This is a genomic window from Streptomyces liangshanensis (assembly GCF_011694815.1).
Taxonomy (GTDB): domain Bacteria; phylum Actinomycetota; class Actinomycetes; order Streptomycetales; family Streptomycetaceae; genus Streptomyces; species Streptomyces liangshanensis.
Genome location: NZ_CP050177.1, coordinates 6,859,917 through 6,875,101 on the forward strand (window position 1 = coordinate 6,859,917; position 15,185 = coordinate 6,875,101).

A 15,185-nucleotide genomic window follows, 5' to 3' on the forward strand; every position below is an offset into this window, starting at 1 on the left:
TTGCGGAGGATCAGGGTGGGGACCACGCAGCTGGAAACAGTGCCGGAGCCTAAGTACTGGCACCTGAAGACTGTGCTCGGCGAAGCGCTCGACTCGGACTTCGCGGTGGGGGAGATCCTGCCCAACGAGCGCGATCTCGCCGCCCGGTTCGGGGTGGCGCGCGCGACGCTGAGGCAGGCGCTCGAACAGCTGGAGCTGGAAGGCAGGCTCCAGCGCCGCCGGGGCGTCGGGACGACCGTCGCACCCCCGCGGGTGGGCGTGGACGTCTCCACGACCCAGCACGAATGGCCGGGCGCCGCGAAGGACGCCTGGCAGCTCATCGACTGCGCGGTCGCCGCCGCGCCCGCGCCGGTGGCGAAACTGCTGGAGTGCGCCACCGACGACGAGGTGCACGTCGTCCGGCGCGTCCGGGTGACGCACGGCCAGTCCGTCGCCGCCGAACTGCTCTACGTACCTGCCTCGTCGGTGCCCGAGCTGTCGGCCATCGCCGGCGCGTCGGGACCTGTCCGCGCCCGGGCCGTGCTGCGCGAGCTCCAGCGCCTGGCGCTCGACTCGCAGGACCGCGCGGTGGAGCTGGGATCGGCGCGCGCCGACGACGCCAAGGAGCTGGACCGGCTGCCCGGCGCTCCCGTGCTCGTCGTCACCACGCGTTACATCGTGGAGGGCCGGCCGGCGGCCGTCTCGGTCGCCACGTACCGCGCTGACACCTGCCGGCTGACCTTCGGGGACTCCGGCGACCTGGAGATCAGCGACCACCCGGAGGAACGCCGCGCGTCCTGACGGACGCGGCACGGGACCCCCGTACCGCACCGCACGCAAGCGCACCACCGGTACCGCGCATCCCACGCACGCGCACCACCGCGGCCCGTCGCTCTCAGCGGCGGGCCGTCACCGTTCCCTCCACCGCGAACAGCTGCTCCTCCACGTGGTCGAGCGCCAGCCGCAGCGCCCCGGTGGCCACCACCGCCTCGCCGAGCAGGGAGAGCGTCACCCGCGGCGGCCGCAGACAGAAGCGCGACAGCTCGTCACGCAGCGGGTCCAGTACGCCGTCGAGGCCGGCCGCCCACCCGCCGATCACCACCAGCTCGGGGTCGAGCGCCAGCACCAGCGCCGCCACGTCGTGCACCAGCCGCCGGGTGAAGCGCTCCACGGCCTCCTGCGCGCCCGCGTCGCCCTCCTTGGCGAGCGCGAACACCTTGGCCACCGCGTGCTCGTCGAGCGGGTGCAGCGGCTCGTCCGTCGTCGACAGGAGCTTCTCGGGCGTCACGCCGCGGCCCAGCAGGTGCAGCGCGCCGATCTCCCCGGCGGCCCCGCCGAACCCGCGGTGCAGCCGCCCGCCGATCAGCGAACCCGCCCCGGGGCTCAGCCCCGCCAGGACGAAGACGATGTCGTCGGAGTCGGTCGCCGCGCCCTTCCACTGCTCGGCCACGGCGGCCGCGTTGGCGTCGTTCTCCACCAGCACCGGGCAGCGGAACGAACGGCCCAGCCGCTCCCCGAGGGGCAGCCCCGTCCACCCGGGCAGCGCCGTACCGAGCCGTACGGTCCCGTCGGCCTCCACGATCCCGGGACTGCCGACGCCCACCGCCCGCAGCGAGTTGCGCGCCACCCCGGCGCGCCGCAGCACGTCGGCGACCACCAGGCGGACGCGCTCCAGGCGTTCGTCCGCCTCGGCGGTCTCCGAGACCTCGCGCGACCCGGCGCCGATGATCCGGCCGTCCAGCCCGGACAGGATCGCGGCGACCCGGTGCGGCCCGATCTCGATGCCCAGCAGATGCCCGGCCTCCGCGCGGAAGCGGAACTTGCGGGCGGGGCGGCCCTGTTTGCGGGTCTCGCCCTCCTCGGGGGCGGACTCGACCACCAACCCGGCCTCCATGAGGCCTTCCACGACCCCCTCCACCGTCGGCCGCGACAGGCCGGTGACCCGGGTCAGATCGGTGAGGGTGAGTGATCCGGCACCCCGCAGGGAATGCAGTACCACCGCGGAGTTGATCCGCCGCAGCAGCGAAGGGTCTCCGCCGGTCAGCCGCCCCACGGTAAGTCCTCCCAGCTCGTGCCTCGTCTGCCGGATGCTACTCGCTGGTCGCTTGCTCGGCGAGGGGCGGCGGTCACCGGCACGGGGGAGGGGCGGGAGAAGGGTGGCCGGGGAACGGGGGGAGGCGGGGCGCGGATCGTCCGTCCTACGCCCCTGACCCCTGCTGCGGGACGCGTTCCACCCGGCAGACCCGGACCCGGACCCCCGGCGTCGGCACGGCGGCGGACGACGAGATCGTGATCAGTCCCACACGCTGGGTGCGAAGCAGGCGACCACCGTGGCCGGCCCGACCCGCCCGGCCGGACGATCCCTCACCCCGGCGCGACGAACCCCGACTCGTACGCCGCGATGACCGCCTGCGTACGGTCCCGGGCCCCCAGCTTGGCCAGTACGGCGCTCACATGGGACTTCACCGTCTCCGTGCCCACCACCAGCCCGGCGGCGATCTCCGCGTTCGTCAGCCCCCGCGCCATCTGCCGCAGCACCTCCGCCTCCCGGTCGGTCAGCCGCGCGCTCTCCAGCGCTCCGCGCGCGGCGGCGCTGCCGTACTCGGCGGCGAGCGCCCTGACCGAGGCCGGGAAGAGCAGCGAGTCACCCGCGGCGATCAGGCGGACGGCGTGCACGATCTCCGCCGGACGCGCCCGCTTGAGGAGGAAGCCGTCGGCGCCCGCCCGCAACGCCTGGTACACGTACTCGTCCTGCTCGAAGGTCGTGACGACCAGGATCTTCGGCGGGTCCTGCACCGAACGCAGCACCGCCCGCGTCGCCTCGATCCCGTCGAGGAGCGGCATCCGTACGTCCATCGCGACCACGTCCGGGCGCAGTTGGCGCACCAGCGGGACCACGGCGGCGCCGTCGGCCGCCTCTCCCACCACGGTGATGTCGGGCTGCGCCTCCAGGACGGCGCGCAGGCCCGCGCGTACCAGTGGCTCGTCGTCGACCAACAGCACAGTGAGGGGCATCCGGTCAGGTTATCGGCCCCGACGGCGGCCCCCGGTGGCCGCCGACTCCCGCGACCCCTGACGCTCCCTCACCCCCCAACGCCCCGCTCAGCCAGCCCCCACCGCCGAGCTCAGCGAGCCCCCACCGCCCCGCTCAGCGGGAGCCGCGCGCTCACCTGCCACTCCCCGTCGTACGCCCCTGTCCTAGCCTCCCCGCCGAGCAGCGCCGCCCTCTCCCGTATCCCGCGCAGCCCGTTGCCCGGCGACAGCGCGGAGCCGTCCTCGGCCAGCGGATTCGCGATCTCGATGCCGAGCATGTCGTCCGTCATGTCGATCAGGACCCGCACGGGCACCGGACCGGAGTGCCGCAGCACGTTGGTCAACGCCTCCTGGAGGATCCGGTACGCCTCCCGCGAGACCGGCCCCGGCAGCCGCTCCAGCGGCCCCGACAGCGTGGCCTCCACCACCGCCCCCGACGCGCGCGCCGACTCCAGCAGCCGGTCCGCCTCGGCCAGGGTCGGCCGCTGCGAGGCGGGACGGCCCGACTCCCGCAGGACGAGCAGCACCCGCTCCAGATCCTCCAGCGCGGCCCGGCCGGTCTCCTCGATCACCCCGAGCGCCCGGTCGGTGAACTCCGGGTCCCCCGCCGCCCTGGCCGCGCCCGCCTGCACCACGGCGACGGTGAGCGCGTGCCCGATCGAGTCGTGCAACTCCCGTGCGATGCGGGTGCGTTCCAGGAGCCGTTCCGTACGCTCCTCCATGGCCGCCAACCGCTGCGCGGGGGAGGGCCCCAGCAGCCGGAGGGCGGCGGCCGCGCCGAGACGCCCGAGCCACACGATCCCGGCGACGAACCCGACGGCGGGCAGCGGCGCGAGCAGCGCGAACCACCACCGGGGCGCGACCTCCGACAGGAACGGCAGGCCCATCCAGGAGCCCTGCGCGCCGGCGTGGAACAACTCGACGGTGAGGGACGGGCCCCACACCGACGTGACCGTGATCGCCCCCGACAGCAGTGCCCGGACCTCCAGCCACAGCACCGTCCGCCACCGCTCGGGCCACGTCGTGGACGACGCGAGGGAGACGGACCCGGCGGGCACGCTCCCGTCGTGCGGGAGCAGCAGCCACTGCGCCTGGAGCCCCTCGGCCAGCCGCAGCGCCGGAACCAGCCCGATCGGGATCAGGAACAGCAGGGGAAGGAAGGGGTGTTCGGGAAAGACGAACAACCAGACGGCCCAGAACCCGGTCGGTACGAACAGGTGCAGCCAGCGGGTGTACGTCACCGGCCGCGACAGCGGACGCAGGAATCGGACCATGCGGTCATCGTGCCAGCGCGGAGGCTCCCGGAGTTCCCCCGCGCGGGGGAGACGCTCTCCACCCACGGGGGAGGACCAGCGCCCGCGTGGCGGCCAGAGTGGAGCCATGACCAGCATCGATGTCCACGAACTCACCAAGGAGTACGGCACGGTCCGCGCGGTGGACGGGCTCACCTTCCAGGTGCGGCCCGGTCACGTCACCGGCTTCCTCGGCCCCAACGGGGCGGGCAAGTCGACCACCATGCGACTCGTCCTCGGCCTCGACCGGCCCACCTCCGGCACGGCCACCGTCGGGGGACGCCGCTTCGCCGACCTCGACGAACCCCTGCGCCACGTCGGCGCGTTGCTCGACGCCCAGGCCGCGCACGGCGCCCGCACCGCCCGCGACCACCTCAGGGTGCTCGCGGCCGGCAACCGCATCCGGCCCGCCCGGGTGGACGAGGTGCTGGAGGAGACCGGCATCGCCGCCGTCGCCCGCAAGCGGATCAAGACCTTCTCGCTCGGCATGCGCCAGCGCCTCGGCATCGCCGCCGCCCTCCTCGGTGACCCGCCCGTCCTGATGCTGGACGAACCGGCCAACGGCCTGGACCCCGAAGGCATCATCTGGATCAGGGAGTTGACCCGCCGCCTCGCGAAGGAGGGCAGGACGGTCCTCGTCTCCAGCCACCTGATGACGGAGACGGCGGCCACCGCCGACCACCTCGTCATCCTCGGCCGGGGCCGGCTCCTCGCCGACCTGCCGATGGAGGAGTTCATCACCTCCAGGACCACCCCGCGCGCCCGGTTCCGCAGCGCCGAACCCGAGCGGCTGCGCGAAGTCCTGGACCGTGCCGGGCACGTCGCGGTGCGCGGCGAGGACGGGCGCTGGAGTGTCGACGGCGTCCTGGCCGAGGACATCGGCCGGCTCGCCGCCCGCGAAGGGGTCCCCGTCGTCGAACTCGGCGACGACCGGGGCTCCCTGGAACAGGCGTACCTCGATCTCACCACCAGCGAGGCGGAGTTCGCCGCCCGGAACCCGCTCGGCCCGCCCAGCCCCCAGGAGGTCTGACCATGCCGTCCACCGCGATCCTGCACTCCGAGTGGATCAAAATCCGGTCCGTGCGCGGCACGTTCCGCTCCCTGCTGGCGATCCTCGTGGTCAGCGCCGGAGTCGGGGCGCTCATCAGCGCCGGTGTCGGTACGGGCGAGGCCGCCGGCCCCGACCACGATCCCGTCCTCTTCTCCTTCTACGGGATCAACTACGGCCAGATCGCGGCCATCGCGTTCGGGGCGACGGCGTTCTCCACCGAGTTCCACAACGGCGCCCTGCGCGTCTCGCTGACCGCCGTACCGCGCCGGGGCCGCTTCTACGCGGCGAAGATCGCGGTGATCGGCGGCGCGGGCCTGGCCGTCGGCCTGGTCACCGGCTTCGCCACCTTCTTCGCCGGACAGACCGGCATGGGCCCGTACGCGATCGGCCTCGGCGATCCCGGCGCGCTGCGCGCCACCGTCGGCAGCGGCATCTACCTGGCGCTGATGGCGGTCCTCGCGGCCGGCCTCACCGCGCTGCTGCGCAGCGGCATCGCCGTGATCAGCCTGCTGATCCCGTTCATCCTCATCGTGTCGTTCGTGATCGGGGACATGAAGTCGGCCGTCGCGGACTTCCTGCCCGACCGGGCCGGCCAGATCGCCCTGCACCAGTACCCGGACGCCACGATCGGCCCCTGGACCGGGCTGGCCGTGACGGCGGCGTGGACCGCGGCGGCCGTCCTGGCCGGGTGGTTCGCCGTCCGGCGACGTGACGCCTGAGCGACCCCGGACGCCGTACGGTCGGGCCACCGGGGAGGGCTCACAGCCGCCTGACAGGAAGCCAGATGTCAGTGTCCGGGGGTTTACTGGACCCATGAGCACCGCACGGCAACTCGCCCTGGTCGAGCTGCTGTGCGCCCGTGCCTACCCCGCGGCCCGCGGTCCCTCCGGCGCCGGGACGAGCGGGCCCGGGTATCACCTGGCGGAGCTGTCCCGGGGGGAGGGATCCTCCGGCGCGGACCAGTGCGAGGCGGAGGGCGGGGCGCTGGCGGAGATCCTGACCCACCGCTTCGGTGAACCCCACCACCTGAGCCTGTGGAGCGCGCGGGTCCGCGGCGGCGAGGGGGAGGAGATACCGGAACCCTGGTGGGAGCTGTGCACCAGCGTGGCGTACGTACGGGTGTGGTGGACCGGGCTCCGGTGGCTCGCCCTCGGGGTGACCCAGGAGGCGGAACACCAGCCCTTCCGCCTCCTGGCGGCGGCCACGGACACGGACCCGCCCTGACCCCGCGGCCGGTTCAGTCCCCGGCGGCCGCGGCGGCGTCCGCCGCCGCCCGGAGCCGGCCGAACTCCTCCGCCATCGTCCGCGCCGTCCAATGCGCGTTCAGCCCGCTCGGGTTCGGCAGCGCCCAGATCCGGGTGTCCCCGATCGTCCGCTCCTGCGGGCCGATCCGGGCCTTCCTGTCCTGGAAGGCGATGCGGTACGCCGTCACCCCGACCACCGCGAGCCACCGCGGGCGCAGCAGCTCCACCTTCGCGGTGAGGAGCCGGCCACCCTCGCGGTACTCCTCCTCGGTCAACTCGTCGGCCCGCGCGCTCGCCCGCGCCACGACGTTCGTGATGCCGAGGCCGTACGTCAGCAGCTCGTCCTGCTCCGCCGGGCTCAACTGCCGCGGCGTGAAGCCCGACAGGTGCAGCACCGGCCAGAAGCGGTTGCCGGGGCGGGCGAAGTGGTGGCCCGTCGCGGCCGACATCAGGCCCGGGTTGATGCCGCAGAACAGCACCCGCAGCCCCTCCGCGACCACGTCGGGGATGACGCGGTCGCGGGCGGCCTCCAGCTCCTCGGGCTTCACCGGGACGACCGGGCCCCGGTCAGAGGATCGACCCGGGCGCGTACGCGGCCGCTTCCGGGTACCGCTTGAGGATCTCCTCGACCCGGGCGACCACGGCCGCGATCTGGTCCTCCGCCGCGCCCGTGAACGACAGCTTGTCGGCCATCAGCGCGTCCAACTGGGCCCGGTCCAGTGGCATCCGCTCGTCGCCCGCCAGCCGGTCCAGCAGCTCGTTGCGCTCGGCACCCCGCTCCCGCATCGCCAGCGCCGACGCCACCGCGTGCTCCTTGATGACCTCGTGCGCGGCCTCCCGGCCGACCCCGGCCCGTACCGCCGCCATCAGCACCTTCGTCGTCGCCAGGAACGGCAGGTAGCGGTCCAGCTCACGCGCCACGACCGCGGGGAACGCGCCGAACTCGTCCAGGACGGTCAGGAACGTCTCCAGCAGCCCGTCGAACGCGAAGAACGCGTCGGGCAGCGCGACCCGCCGCACCACCGAGCACGAGACGTCGCCCTCGTTCCACTGGTCACCCGCCAGCTCACCCGTCATCGACGCGTAGCCGCGCAGGATCACCATCAGGCCGTTGACCCGCTCGCAGGAGCGCGTGTTCATCTTGTGCGGCATCGCGGACGAGCCGACCTGGCCCGGCTTGAAGCCCTCGGTGACCAGCTCGTGCCCGGCCATCAGCCGGATCGTCTTCGCCACCGACGACGGCGCCGCCGCCAGCTGCACCAGCGCGGTCACCACGTCGTAGTCGAGCGAGCGCGGGTACACCTGACCGACCGACGTGAAGGCCTGGGCGAAGCCCAGGTGCCCGGCGATCCGGCTCTCCAGGTCGGCGAGCTTCGCCGTGTCGCCGCCCAGCAGGTCGAGCATGTCCTGCGCGGTGCCGACCGGGCCCTTGATGCCCCGCAGCGGGTACCGGCCGAGCAGGTCCTCCAGCCGCCCGTACGCGACCAGCAGCTCGTCGGCGGCGGTCGCGAACCGCTTGCCCAGCGTGGTCGCCTGCGCGGCCACGTTGTGCGAACGGCCCGCCATGACCAGCTCGCCGTACTCACCCGCGAGCTTGCCCAGCCGGGCCAGCACCGCGACCGTGCGGTCCCGCACCAGTTCCAGCGAGAGCCGGATCTGGAGCTGCTCCACGTTCTCCGTCAGGTCGCGGGACGTCATGCCCTTGTGGACCTGCTCGTGGCCGGCGAGGGCGTTGAACTCCTCGATCCGCGCCTTCACGTCGTGCCGCGTGACCTTCTCGCGCTCCGCGATCGACGCCAGGTCGACCTGGTCGACGACCCGCTCGTAGTCGGCGAGCGCGGTCTCGGGCACCTCGATGCCGAGGTCCTTCTGCGCCCGCAGCACCGCCAGCCAGAGCCGGCGCTCCAGCTTCACCTTCTGCTCGGGGGACCACAGCACGGCAAGCTCCGCCGAGGCGTAGCGGCCGGCAAGGACGTTGGGGATACGAGGCTTCTCAGACGCGACAGTCACGTGTCCGGATTCTACTGGCGGATCACGCGGGCCGACGCCGTGCCCGTTCTTGTGGCTTCCTACGAGGTGCCGCCGCGGCAGTGCCGCTACGGGAGCGGCCGGCTGCCGGCCGTCCCGTACGGCAGCAGCTCCGGCCGCTTCGGGAGGCGGCCGTCCCCGGTGGACCGGCCGGTGAGCCGCCGCATGATCCACGGCCCCAGGTACTGCCGGGCGAACCGCACGTCGCCCGAGCGCCGCGCCAGCCAGGCCACCGGCACGGCGGCGGGCAGCTCCGTGCGCCAGTCGTCCTCGGCGGCCTCCCCGAGCGCCTGCCACACGGCCTCGGCGACCCGCCGGTGGCCCTCGGCGGTCAGGTGCAGCCGGTCCACGTCCCACATCCGCTGGTCCCCGAGCGCCGGGGCGCCGTACAGGTCCACGACCAGCGCGCCGTGCCGCTCCGCCAGCTCGTCCACGAAGCCGAACAGCTCCTCCATGCGCGGGCGGAACCGTTCCATCACCGGACCGTTCCGGCCGGGGCTGCGCATCAGCACCAGCTGCTTGCAGGACGGCGTCAGCTTCTCGACCGCCTCTTCGAGCAGCCCGCGCACCCGGCCCATGTCGCACTTCGGCCGCAGGGTGTCGTTCAGACCGCCCACCAGCGTCACCACGTCGGCGGACATCGCGGCGGCGACCTCCACCTGCTCCTCGACGATCTGTCCGATGAGCTTGCCGCGCACGGCGAGATTCGCGTACCGGAAACGGGGGTCACGGGCGGCGAAGCGGGCGGCGAGCAGATCCGCCCAGCCGCGGTACGAACCGTCGGGCAGCAGGTCGGACATGCCCTCGGTGAAGGAGTCACCGACCGCGACAAGGCTGGTGTAGCTGGCATTCATCTCCATGGCGGAATGATCGTACCGCGCGGTACGCCGGAGGCTACTGGGCGGTACGAAGTGCCCTCCGCCCTACGCGTGCCGTCCCACCAGCTCCCGCAGCACGTCCTCCATGGTCACCAGCCCCTCCAGCTTGCCGTCCTCGTCCAGGACGGCCGCCAGGTGCGTACGGCTGCGCCGCATCGCCGTCAGGACGTCGTCCATCGGGGTCGCGTCCTTCACCCGCGCGATCGCCCGCATCGCCGGGACCGGGAACGGCACGTCGCGCGGGGCCGCGTCCAGCGCGTCCTTCACGTGGAGGTAGCCGAGGATCCGCCGGGAGGCGTCGACCACCGGGAAGCGCGAGAAGCCGGTCTCGGCCGCGAGCGCCTCCAGCGTCTCCGGGGTGACGCCGACCTCGGCCGTGACCACCCGCTCCAGCGGCAGCACCACGTCCCTGACCGGCCGCCGCCCCAGCTCCAGCGCGTCCTGCAACCGCTCTGCCGACCGCTCGTCCAGCAGCCCGGCGTGACCGGCGTCCGTCACCAGCCGGGACAGCTCGTCGTCCGAGTAGGTGGCCGCGACCTCGCTCTTCGTCTCCACCTTGAGCAGCTTGAGCAGGCTGTTGGCGAACGCGTTGACCGTGAAGATCACCGGCCGCAGCCCCCGGGAGAGGGCGACCAGCGGCGGGCCCAGCGCCAGCGCGAGGCGGACCGGGTTCGCCAGGGCGATGTTCTTCGGCACCATCTCGCCCAGCAGCATGTGCAGGTAGGTCGCCAGGATCAGGGAGATCGCGAACGAGAACGGATGGATCAGCCCGTGCGGCAGCCCCACCGCGTCGAACAGCGGCTCCAGCAGATGCGCGATGGCGGGCTCGGCGACGATGCCCAGCACCAGCGTGCACAGCGTGATGCCGAGCTGCGCCGCCGCCAGCAGCGCGGCCACGTGCTCCAGGCCCCAGACGACACTGCGCGCGCGGCGGTTCCCCGCCTCGGCCTCGGGCTCGATCTGGCTGCGCCGGACGGAGATCAGGGAGAACTCGGCGCCGACGAAGAGCGCGTTGACGACGATCGTGAGCAGCCCGACGATGAGCTGGACGGCGGTCACCGGGCACCCCCCTCGTCGCCGCCGCGGGAATCGCCGGTACGGGGGTCGCCGCCGCCGGAATCGCCGGTACGGGGATCGTCGGCGCCCGTAGCCTCGTCCTCCGTAGGAAGCGGCGCCCGCAGCAGCAGCCGCGCGGCGCGGCGGCCCGAGTCGTCCACCACCTCCAGGTGCCACCCCGCCACGTCGAGCTCGTCGCCCCCGGCCGGGATCCGCCCGAGCGAGGCCGCCACCAGCCCGGCGAGGGTCTCGTACGGCCCCTCGGGCATCCGCAGCCCGATCGCCGCCAACTGGTCGGAGCGCGCCGCGCCGTCCGCCGACCAGAGGCGCCGGCCGCGCGCGTCCTCGCCGACCGGCGCCAGGTCCGAGGTCTCGTGCGGGTCGTGCTCGTCCCTGACCTCGCCCACGACCTCCTCGACGATGTCCTCCAGCGTCGCCACCCCCGCCGTACCCCCGTACTCGTCGATCACGACCGCCATCGTCATCCCCGCCGACAACCGGTCGAGGAGCTGGTCCACCGTCAGGGACTCGGGCACCAGCAGCGGTTCGCGCAGCAGGCCCGACACCGGCCGCCGGGCCCGCTCCCCGGCGGGGACCGCCAGGACGTCCTTGATGTGCGCGATGCCGACGACGGTGTCGAGGTTGTCGCGGTAGACCGGGAAGCGGGAGAGCCCGGTGGCGCGCGTGGCGTTGGCCACGTCCTCCGCCGTCGCCCGCACGTCGAGGGCGATCACCTGGACCCGGGGCGTCATCACGTTCTCCGCCGTCAGCGCCGACAGGCTCAGGGTCCGTACGAACAGCTCGGCGGTGTCCGCCTCCAACGCGCCCTCCTTCGCTGAGTGCCGCGCCAGCGCCACCAGCTCCTGCGGGCTGCGGGCGGTGGCCAGCTCCTCCGTCGGCTCCAGGCCGAGGCCGCGCACGATCCGGTTCGCGGTGTTGTTGAGATGCGCGATGAACGGCTTGAAGGCCAGGGTGAAGTACCGCTGCGGGGTGCCGACCGTCGTCGCGACGGCGAGCGGGGAGGAGATCGCCCAGTTCTTCGGGACCAGCTCGCCGATGACCATCAGGAAGACCGTCGACAGGGCGGTGCCGATCACCAGGGCCACCGAGGACGCCACCGAACGGGACAGCCCGGCGGCCTCGACCGGGCCGCGCAGCAGCTTGCCGAGCGACGGCTCGGCCAGCATGCCCACGACCAGGTTCGTGACGGTGATGCCGAGTTGGGCGCCGGAGAGCTGGAAGGTCAGGCTCCGTACGGCCTCCAGGGCGCCCGCCGCCCCCCGCCGGCCCTGCTCCGCCGCCCGTTCCAGCTCCCCGCGCTCCACCGTGGTGAGGGAGAACTCCGCCGCGACGAAGGCGCCACAGGCGAACGACAGCAGGACCGCCACGACCAGCAGGAGTGCCTCGGTCATCGTTCCCCTCCCTGCCGCGGCCGGCCGGAGATCGACCGGCCCTACAGGGAGGGTGGCCCGTTGCGGGGCGCTCACACGTCCCGGCCAGGGGTTCACCCGTCCAGCGGCTGTCCCAGCGCCTCCAGGACCGCGCCCGCGACCTCCCCGGGGGTGCGGCCCCCGGTGGTGACCACGACCCGGGCGACCTCCGCGTACAGCGGGCGCCGCCGCTCCATCAGCCCGCGCCACCGCGGCCCCGGATCCCCGGTCAGCAGGGGACGCGTGCCGTCACCGCCGATCCGCCGCACGGCCTCGGCGGGCCCGACGTCGAGGAAGACGACCGGCAGCGCCGCCAGCAGCGCCCGCGTCCCGGCGTCCAGCACCGCGCCGCCGCCGAGCGCCAGCACCCCGGAGTGCTCCCGCACGGCGGCCCGTACCGCCTCCCGTTCCCTGGCGCGGAACCGCGCCTCGCCCTCGTCGGCGAAGATCTCGGCGACGGTCCTGCCCGCTCCCCACGCGATGTCGCCGTCCGTGTCGCGGAAGGCGGCGCCCAGCCGCTCCGCCAGCAGCGCGCCCACCGTCGTCTTGCCCGCGCCCGGCGGGCCGACCAGCACCACGGCGGGGCCGCTCACCGGACGGTGAGGTGGTCGAGGAAGCCCCGCACGTTGCGGCGGGTCTCGGCGACGCTGTCGCCCGCGAACTTCTCCGCCACCGCGTCCGCCAGCACCAGCGCGACCATCGCCTCCGCCACGATGCCCGCGGCCGGCACCGCGCACACGTCCGAGCGCTGGTGATGGGCCCGGGCCGCCTCGCCCGTGGCGACGTCCACGGTCGCCAGGGCGCGCGGCACGGTCGCGATGGGCTTCATCGCCGCCCGTACCCGCAGCGGCTCGCCCGTGCTCAGCCCGCCCTCGGTGCCGCCCGAGCGGCCCGTCGCCCGCCGGACGCCGCGGGCGGTCGGCACGATCTCGTCGTGCGCCACCGAACCGGGCACCCTGGCCAGGCCGAAGCCGTCGCCGACCTCGACGCCCTTGATCGCCTGAATGCCCATCAGCGCCGAGGCCAGCCGGGCGTCCAGGCGGCGGTCCCAGTGCACGTGCGAGCCGAGGCCGACCGGCACGCCGTACGCGAGCACCTCCACCACCCCGCCCAGGGTGTCGCCCTCCTTCCGCGCCAGGTCGACGGCCTCGACCATGGCCCGGCCGGCCTCCGGGTCCAGGCAGCGGACCGGGTCGGCGTCGAGGCGGGCCGCGTCGGACGGGAGGGGGCGGACACCCGCGGGGGCCTTGGCCGTGGCCAGTTCCACGACGTGCGAGACGATCTCGATCCCGGTCGTCACCTTCAGGTACGAGCGGGCCACCGCGCCGAGCGCGACCCGGGCCGCGGTCTCCCGGGCGGACGCCCGCTCCAGGACCGGCCTGGCCTCGTCGAAGCCGTACTTCTGCATGCCCGCGAGATCCGCGTGCCCGGGCCGGGGCCGGGTCAGGGGTTCGTTACGGGCCAGTCCGGCCAGTACCTCGGGGTCGACCGGGTCGGCCGCCATCACCTGCTCCCACTTGGGCCACTCGGTGTTCCGCACCATGACCGCCACCGGCGAGCCGAGCGTCCGCCCGTGCCGTACCCCGCCGAGGAACGTGACCTCGTCCCGCTCGAACGCCATCCGCGCGCCCCGGCCGTGGCCGAGCCGCCGCCGCGCCAGCGCGTCCGCCACCATGTCCGTGGTGACGGGGACCCCCGAGGGCAGCCCCTCCAGCGTCGCCACCAGCGCGGGGCCGTGCGACTCACCCGCCGTCAGCCAGCGCAACCTGCTCAACGCTCCTCCTCGGTTCGTGTCACTGCCGGTGTGGTGCCGGGGCCGCCGCGCCACTCGTCGCAAGGGCGCCGGGCGCGGGAGGTTCGTACTCCGGGCAGAGCCGGTTCAGCTCGGCGTGGAAGCCGGGGAAGGTCTTGCCGACACAGTCCGGGTCGTCGAGCGTGAGGACGCCGGGCGCGCCGAGGCCCAGGACGGAGAAGGCCATGGCGATCCGGTGGTCCCGGTGACAGGCGATCAGCGCCGGTTCCGGCCGGCCGGGATGGACCGTCAGCCGGTCGGGGCCGGTCTCCGTGACCACCCCGCACGCCGCCAGGTTCCGGGCCACGACCGCGATCCGGTCCGACTCCTTCAACCGGGCGTGCCCGATGCCGCGGATGGTGACGGGCGCGTCGGCCAGCGGCGCGATCGCGGCCAGGGTCATGAACGTGTCCGAGATGTCGCCCATGTCGACGTCGAAGCCGCCCCGGAGACGTCCGGTACCGGTGACGGTCGTCGCGTCCCAGGTCACCTCCACCCGGGCGCCCGCCCGGCGCAGCACCTCCACGAACCGGAGGTCGCCCTGGAGGCTGCCGGCGCCGAGGCCGGGAACCGTGACGGTACGGCCGGTGACCGCGGCCGCCGCGAACAGGTAGGAGGCGGTGGAGGCGTCCGGCTCGACCGTGAGGTCCGCCGCCTCGTACCCGCCGGGACGGACCTCGATCCGTCCGTCCGGGCCCTCGGCGGCCTCCGTCCCGAAGTGCCGCATCAGCGCGAGGGTCATGTCGACGTAGGGGCGGCTCACCAGCCCGGCGACGTCGACCACCAGCGGCGTACGGAAGAGAGGCGCGGCCATCAGCAGCCCGCTCAGGTACTGGCTGCTCAGGGAACCGTCCAGGGTGAGCCCGCCGCCGTCGAGCCCCGCGGCGTCCACCACCAGGGGCAGGGAGCCGTCCGGCGCCGTACGGACGGTGGCGCCGAGCCGGGTGAGGGCGTCGGTCAGGGGGCGCGACGGGCGCGCCCGCAACTGCGCGGAGCCGTCGAAGACGAACGTGCCCGATCCCGCCGCGGCGAAGGGCGGCAGGAAGCGGGCCGCCGTCCCGGCGTCGGCACACCAGATCCGGCCACCCCCGGCGGGAGCGCCGCCCCCGCCGGTGACGTCCCAGTACGCGTCGTGCGGGGCGGCGTCCACGCGGACGCCGACACCGGTCAGCGCCGTACGGAAGGCGAGGGTGTCGTCGCTGACCAGCGGGGCCCGGAGCCGGGTGGTGCCGACCGCGGCGGCGGCCAGCAGCAGGGCCCGGTTGGTGATGCTCTTCGAGCCGGGGACCCGGGCGGTGAAGGGGGCGGAGGACGGGGCCGGCCGGGGCGGGCCGGCGGGATCGGGGGGACGGACGCTCATGAGGGGGTCCTTCGGGCGTGGGTGAGCGGGCGTTGCGGGCGG

The 15,185-nt window shown here is 74.2% G+C and carries 15 protein-coding genes; 4 read left to right on the forward strand and 11 right to left on the reverse strand.

Going from position 1 to position 15,185, the window contains the following annotated elements; translation table 11 throughout:
• The first annotated feature begins 15 nt into the window (after positions 1 to 15).
• On the forward strand, positions 16 to 780 hold the full coding sequence (locus HA039_RS29830; protein WP_167034542.1) for a GntR family transcriptional regulator: 765 nt from the start codon (positions 16 to 18) through the stop codon (positions 778 to 780).
• 94 nt (positions 781 to 874) lie between these two features.
• On the opposite strand, the gene HA039_RS29835 is transcribed toward HA039_RS29830, so the two are convergent.
• The 3 genes from HA039_RS29835 to HA039_RS29845 form a co-directional block, all read right to left on the reverse strand.
• A complete protein-coding gene (locus HA039_RS29835; RefSeq protein WP_167034543.1) occupies positions 875 to 2,032 on the reverse strand; it encodes an ROK family transcriptional regulator in 1,158 nt (385 codons plus the stop codon).
• A gap of 311 nt (positions 2,033 to 2,343) precedes the next feature.
• The gene (locus tag HA039_RS29840) at positions 2,344 to 2,994 is read right to left on the reverse strand and encodes a response regulator transcription factor (protein WP_167034544.1); all 651 of its coding nucleotides are present in this window, start codon (positions 2,992 to 2,994) and stop codon (positions 2,344 to 2,346) included.
• A 110-nt stretch (positions 2,995 to 3,104) separates the two neighbouring features.
• Positions 3,105 to 4,286: a sensor histidine kinase gene (locus HA039_RS29845; RefSeq protein WP_167034545.1), complete on the reverse strand. Its 1,182-nt coding sequence runs from the start codon at positions 4,284 to 4,286 to the stop codon at positions 3,105 to 3,107.
• A gap of 106 nt (positions 4,287 to 4,392) precedes the next feature.
• Here HA039_RS29845 and HA039_RS29850 point away from each other — a divergent pair, with 106 nt between their 5' ends.
• The 3 genes from HA039_RS29850 (at position 4,393) to HA039_RS29860 (ending at position 6,579) form a co-directional block, all read left to right on the forward strand.
• Positions 4,393 to 5,334: an ABC transporter ATP-binding protein gene (locus HA039_RS29850; RefSeq protein ID WP_167034546.1), complete on the forward strand. Its 942-nt coding sequence runs from the start codon at positions 4,393 to 4,395 to the stop codon at positions 5,332 to 5,334.
• A 2-nt stretch (positions 5,335 to 5,336) separates the two neighbouring features.
• Positions 5,337 to 6,074 (forward strand): ABC transporter permease, encoded by a 738-nt coding sequence (locus tag HA039_RS29855; protein WP_208298732.1) that lies wholly within the window; start codon positions 5,337 to 5,339, stop codon positions 6,072 to 6,074.
• 94 nt (positions 6,075 to 6,168) lie between these two features.
• On the forward strand, positions 6,169 to 6,579 hold the full coding sequence (locus HA039_RS29860; protein ID WP_167034547.1) for a hypothetical protein: 411 nt from the start codon (positions 6,169 to 6,171) through the stop codon (positions 6,577 to 6,579).
• Positions 6,580 to 6,592: 13 nt separating this feature from the next.
• Here HA039_RS29860 and mug read toward each other — a convergent pair whose 3' ends face one another.
• The 8 genes from mug to aroA form a co-directional block, all read right to left on the reverse strand.
• Positions 6,593 to 7,147 (reverse strand): G/U mismatch-specific DNA glycosylase, encoded by a 555-nt coding sequence (gene mug, locus HA039_RS29865; RefSeq protein WP_167034549.1) that lies wholly within the window; start codon positions 7,145 to 7,147, stop codon positions 6,593 to 6,595.
• Positions 7,148 to 7,166: 19 nt separating this feature from the next.
• Entirely contained in the window at positions 7,167 to 8,609 is a 1,443-nt protein-coding gene (gene purB / locus HA039_RS29870; RefSeq protein WP_167034551.1) for an adenylosuccinate lyase, read from the reverse strand.
• A gap of 86 nt (positions 8,610 to 8,695) precedes the next feature.
• Positions 8,696 to 9,487, reverse strand: a complete 792-nt coding sequence (locus HA039_RS29875; protein WP_167034554.1) for an SGNH/GDSL hydrolase family protein — start codon at positions 9,485 to 9,487, stop codon at positions 8,696 to 8,698.
• A gap of 63 nt (positions 9,488 to 9,550) precedes the next feature.
• Positions 9,551 to 10,564, reverse strand: a complete 1,014-nt coding sequence (locus HA039_RS29880) for a hemolysin family protein (RefSeq protein ID WP_167034556.1) — start codon at positions 10,562 to 10,564, stop codon at positions 9,551 to 9,553.
• On the reverse strand, positions 10,561 to 11,973 hold the full coding sequence (locus HA039_RS29885) for a hemolysin family protein (RefSeq protein WP_167034558.1): 1,413 nt from the start codon (positions 11,971 to 11,973) through the stop codon (positions 10,561 to 10,563). The genes HA039_RS29880 and HA039_RS29885 overlap by 4 nt, the downstream gene beginning before the upstream one ends.
• A gap of 92 nt (positions 11,974 to 12,065) precedes the next feature.
• The gene (locus tag HA039_RS29890) at positions 12,066 to 12,584 is read right to left on the reverse strand and encodes a shikimate kinase (protein ID WP_167034560.1); all 519 of its coding nucleotides are present in this window, start codon (positions 12,582 to 12,584) and stop codon (positions 12,066 to 12,068) included.
• Positions 12,581 to 13,765 (reverse strand): chorismate synthase, encoded by a 1,185-nt coding sequence (gene aroC, locus HA039_RS29895; protein WP_167034562.1) that lies wholly within the window; start codon positions 13,763 to 13,765, stop codon positions 12,581 to 12,583. The genes HA039_RS29890 and aroC overlap by 4 nt, the downstream gene beginning before the upstream one ends.
• Positions 13,766 to 13,784: 19 nt before the next feature.
• The gene (gene aroA, locus HA039_RS29900) at positions 13,785 to 15,143 is read right to left on the reverse strand and encodes a 3-phosphoshikimate 1-carboxyvinyltransferase (RefSeq protein ID WP_167034564.1); all 1,359 of its coding nucleotides are present in this window, start codon (positions 15,141 to 15,143) and stop codon (positions 13,785 to 13,787) included.
• Positions 15,144 to 15,185 lie beyond the last annotated feature (42 nt).